This window comes from Nitrosophilus sp. (genome assembly GCF_982775275.1).
In genome coordinates this window covers 1-4,496 of sequence record NZ_CEXZHP010000127.1, presented here as the reverse complement: position 1 = coordinate 4,496, position 4,496 = coordinate 1, and the positions used below count along the sequence as shown (strand labels likewise).

Sequence of the window (4,496 nt, the reverse complement as noted above, 5' to 3'; positions counted from 1 at the left end):
TTATCGATTCGGTAATCTCTCTCAAATTTGCTATAGATTTTTTTAAATCGTCTCCGTTTGTCCCTTTGATGCTGACCCTTAGTTCTTTTATAAACTCTTTAAACTCTTTTGCGGCTTCATCTATAGATCCTGTTGTCTCTTCAAAAGTATAAGTTTTTTTCTGCCTGTTTATCGCTTCGCTTGCGCCTAAATAATCTTTAGAATTTCCTAAAATAATACTCAGATATTTTGTTCCGAGCATACTCTCTTGATTTATTTGAACAACGGAATCTTTAGGAATTTTTACACCTTCATATATATATAATTTTGTTTTAACTTTTCGCCCCTGAAGTTTTATATCTTTTACGTATCCAACTTCAACTCCATTAATTTTTACTTTCACATTTTTATCTAATCCATCTACATTATCTAAAATAGCATAAATTTCATAACCTTTTTTTCCAAAATGGGCAAATTTATTCACTTGAGTGCTCAATAAAAAAAGAAAAATCAATCCTATCGCTACAAAAACCCCTACTTTTGCTTCAGTTTTCATATATTTCCCTTCACTCTTTACTTTCAGATCTCTGCTCAAAAGCGTGCTCTATCCCACCTAAAGGAACAAGCTCGATTTTAAAATAGATAATCCTATTTTTTACGGACGAACTTCCCGCAGATGTTAAAATAGGCTTAATTTCTTCTTTATAACTTAAAGTATAATTCCAACATCTTTTAAAAAATCTCCAACCAAACTCCCATTCTCTTACATACTCATCTTTAAAATCGTAATCAATTTTACCAAATAGTTCATATTTTTTAGATAAATATCTAGTTATATCAAATGTTATGTAATTTGAGTCTTTTTCGTTTTCCACCCCATCTTTATAAAAATGAGAAAGCAAAATATTATACATCTCGTTTTTATAGCTTAAACTTGTAGTAATTGAGTCGATTTTACTAAACTCATGTGAGTAAAAAATATCGTTCGTAAAATAGATATTTTTACCAAATTTTATTCCTGTTTCGTTTTCTAGTTTTCCATATTTATAATCGTTATCATAAAAAATAGGCTGTATTATTCTATGATATAAAAACTCATTTCCCTCTAAATCGTAAAAATACTCTTTTAGACTAATTTCCAATCTTTTTGTTTCCGTATTGACGGTTATAAAATCCTCTTTATCCCCTTTTGTTTTTTCGTAGCTTGGAACAAAAAGGGTCGTGCTTAAATGAAGGGTATGCAAAAAGTTTTCATAACTTTTTAAAAGGTCGCTATATAAAGAGAATTTATGATAATTTCTAATAATATAGGCATTTTCTATCCAATGTTCTGTCTGGGAGTAATCTACATATGTCAAATAGATATTTTCAGATGCGGACAAACCTATATAATCGTTAAAAATATTAAAATATATTCCAACTGGTAGATTTAACTCATGTTGAATAGCCTCAACTCCTTCTTGTCTGTAATAGTTTGTAAATTTATAATCTATTGAGTATAAAAGGTTTTTAAAAATTAAGGAACTGTTATATTTATGGTATTGAAGTTTAGGAAGTATCTGCAATGTAGAATCGTTATCGATTTTTGTAGTATCTATAAAATATCTTGAATAAAATCCGATATAATGGTCATACTTATTATAATAATAATTCAATCTCGAAGTTACTATAGAATCAAAATCTTCTCTTGAACCCTCTTTTTGCAAGTTTAAATAATCTATATCGTTTAAATATTTAAAATCAAGATAGAATCCATCTCTTCTATCTTCTTCACCTATCTTTGTAATAAGTGCATCTCTTTGATAGAATATCTCATATCCTTTATGTTTATTATTTTTAAGTTCCTCTTCTTGAAAATAGCTATCCTTTTCTTTAAAAAATCCGGTTTTAAAATATCCCTCTGAAAACGGCGTATCAACAAATCTATACGTAACATATAATCCTTTTCCTCTATCTGTTCTAATTTGTGGATCAAATTCTAGATCCCACTTTGGATCTATCGCGATGTAGATAGGTTGAATATATACAAATCCCTCCTTATTGGATATTCCAAACTCCGGTATCAAAAGTCCGCTTTTTCTCTCTTTTGAGGTAGAAAACCCGATATAGGGCGAATATAAAATTGGTATATTTTTTGCATATAATCTAACATTATATAAATTTACCCATTTTCGCTTATTATCATAATTTCCGGAAGTAAAAGCCAGTTTCCAGTCGGGATCAGAAGGGTTACAGCTTGAAACTAAAGACTTTTTTAAATCAAATTCATCCTCTTTTGCTCTACTCTCTTTTGCGCTTATCCATACGCCGTTTTCATGTTCTATAAAGAAAAAAGGCTTAGAGAAAATCTTTTTATTTGCAAGATCAAAAAGGGCATAATCACTCAAAACAGTATATGAAGAGTCTTTTATAAAACCTATATTTCCAAAAAGCTCTAAAATTGAGCTATTCTTATCATAAACCGCTCTATCTGATTCGATATAATATCCGTTATATATAATAACTACATTGCCTTTAGCTTCGATTTTACCGTCTTTTGCATCAACTTTTTTTGCAAAAATATCAAGAGGTAAATCTTTTGAAAAAAGAAAACCCAAAAATATAAAATAAATAACGATTTTACGCATTTACCACCACTGTTTTTGCGGTTTTATCATGCAAAGTCTGTCTATTTTTATCAAAAAAGGCGATTATAAAACCGATATAAAAAACAATCTCACTAATCACCCTAAAAATCGCTCTATTAAAAGATTGTAAAAAGTTTGGAGGGGTCTTAAAATCGTCGCTTAAAACCTCTATCTTAAATGCCATTTTTCCTATTGTGGCTCTATATTTATAAACAAAAAAAGTATGATAAAAAATCTTTATCATAACAAGATATAAAACAAAACTGTTTATGGCCGATGATACTTGCATAAAAGAGGCTTTAGCGGGAATAAAATCCCAAATAATGATCAGATAAATAGCAGAAACCAAAATATCATCTAAAATAAAGGCAAAAGCCCTTTTGTTAATAGAGGAAATCTCTTTCATCTATTTAGCTCTTTAAAGCTTGATAGGCTATATCGCTTCTAAATTTTTTGCCAGCAAAATGGATCTGTCCCGTTAACAAATAGGCATAATCTCTTGCTTCTTTTAAACTATCTCCTAACCCTACGCAAACTAAAACTCTTCCTCCAGTAGCAAAAAGTTTTCCTTCTATCAAGCTAACCCCAGCATATGAGATATGCGCATGAGAAGCTAGATCTTTATGAACTATCTCATCTATTATAATTTCGGCAGGTTTACTTTTGCCGTAAGGATAGTTTTGGCTAGCCAAAACAACGCCTACTGCATATTTATCTAAAAACTCAATATTTAAACTATCAAGATCTTTTGTTGCAGCTTTATAAAAAAGCTCACCGGCTGGAGTTTTTAATAACGGCATTAATACTTCGCATTCTGGATCGCCAAATCTTACGTTATATTCCAAAACATATGGCTCACCCTCAACTATCATAAGACCGGCAAACAGGACTCCCTCATAGGGCGTTTTTTCTTCTTTCATTCCCTTGATGGTAGGAGCTATAATTTTTTCTTCTATTTTTTTATAAAGCTTTTCATCTATCAACGGAGTCGGTGCGTATGCACCCATACCTCCGGTATTTGGCCCCTTGTCTCCGTCTAAAAGCCTTTTATGATCTTGAGCTGCCGGCAAAATAATATACTTCTCACCATCACTTATCGCAAAAATTGATAGTTCATAACCGTTTAAAAACTCTTCGATTACTATTTTCTTTCCTGCTTCTCCAAAAGCTTTTCCGCTTAACATATCTTTTGCCGCATCTTTGGCCTCATCCTTGCTTTGAGCTATAATTACCCCTTTTCCTGCACACAATCCGTCTGCCTTTACAACAATCGGCTCTTTCATAGAGTCGATAAATTGGTATGCTTCTTCCAAATTTTGGGTCTCTAAAAATTTTGCCGTTGGAATATTATATTTTTTTAGAAAATTTTTCATATATATTTTAGAGCCTTCAAGTTTTGCGGCTTCTTTTGAGGGACCAAAAATAGTTAAATTTTTACTTTTGAAAATATCTACTATTCCCTCTACTAAAGGTGCTTCAGGGCCTACAATGGTTAAATCGATAGAGTTTTCTTTTGCAAAATCGGCCAAATCTTCCCAGTTTGTAACCTCCACATTTTTTCCAAGAAAAAGCGTAGCACCGTTACCCGGCGCAAAAAAAATCTCATCTACATTTTTATCTTTTTTTAAGGCAAGCCCTATAGAATACTCTCTTCCTCCACTTCCTACCACTAAAACTTTCATTAAATTCCTTTAGCTTAGATATTGGATTTTGGTAATTGGTAAATGGGAATTGGGAATTAGGAATTGGGAATTGGGAATTGGGATCAAATCCTCTCTTATCGCCTTACCTCCTTACCACCTAACTCCCTTACCTCCTTACCCCCTTCTCCCTTCAGCCTTTCACCTAACTACCCAACCACTCAACTACTTAACCACTCAACCATTTTAA

The 4,496-nt window shown here is 31.9% G+C and carries 4 protein-coding genes; all 4 read right to left on the bottom strand.

The window, feature by feature from the left end; genetic code table 11:
- A partial coding sequence (locus AC30RD_RS06620) for an MlaD family protein (RefSeq protein ID WP_489493598.1) occupies positions 1-535 on the bottom strand: 535 nt, incomplete at its 3' end.
- Between the two features lie 10 nt (positions 536-545).
- The gene (locus AC30RD_RS06615; protein WP_489493597.1) at positions 546-2,606 is read right to left on the bottom strand and encodes an LPS-assembly protein LptD; all 2,061 of its coding nucleotides are present in this window, start codon (positions 2,604-2,606) and stop codon (positions 546-548) included.
- Positions 2,599-3,012 (bottom strand): RDD family protein, encoded by a 414-nt coding sequence (locus AC30RD_RS06610; protein WP_489493596.1) that lies wholly within the window; start codon positions 3,010-3,012, stop codon positions 2,599-2,601. The genes AC30RD_RS06615 and AC30RD_RS06610 overlap by 8 nt, the downstream gene beginning before the upstream one ends.
- 4 nt (positions 3,013-3,016) lie before the next feature.
- Positions 3,017-4,288: a phosphoribosylamine--glycine ligase gene (purD, locus tag AC30RD_RS06605; RefSeq protein WP_489493594.1), complete on the bottom strand. Its 1,272-nt coding sequence runs from the start codon at positions 4,286-4,288 to the stop codon at positions 3,017-3,019.
- Positions 4,289-4,496: the final 208 nt, after the last annotated feature.

Coding starts and splice junctions, on each gene's coding strand:
- purD (WP_489493594.1), bottom strand. CDS start 4,288: ATGAAAGTTTTAGTGGTAGGAAGTGGAGGAAGAGAGTATTCTATAGGG.
- AC30RD_RS06615 (WP_489493597.1), bottom strand. CDS start 2,606: ATGCGTAAAATCGTTATTTATTTTATATTTTTGGGTTTTCTTTTTTCA.
- AC30RD_RS06610 (WP_489493596.1), bottom strand. CDS start 3,012: ATGAAAGAGATTTCCTCTATTAACAAAAGGGCTTTTGCCTTTATTTTA.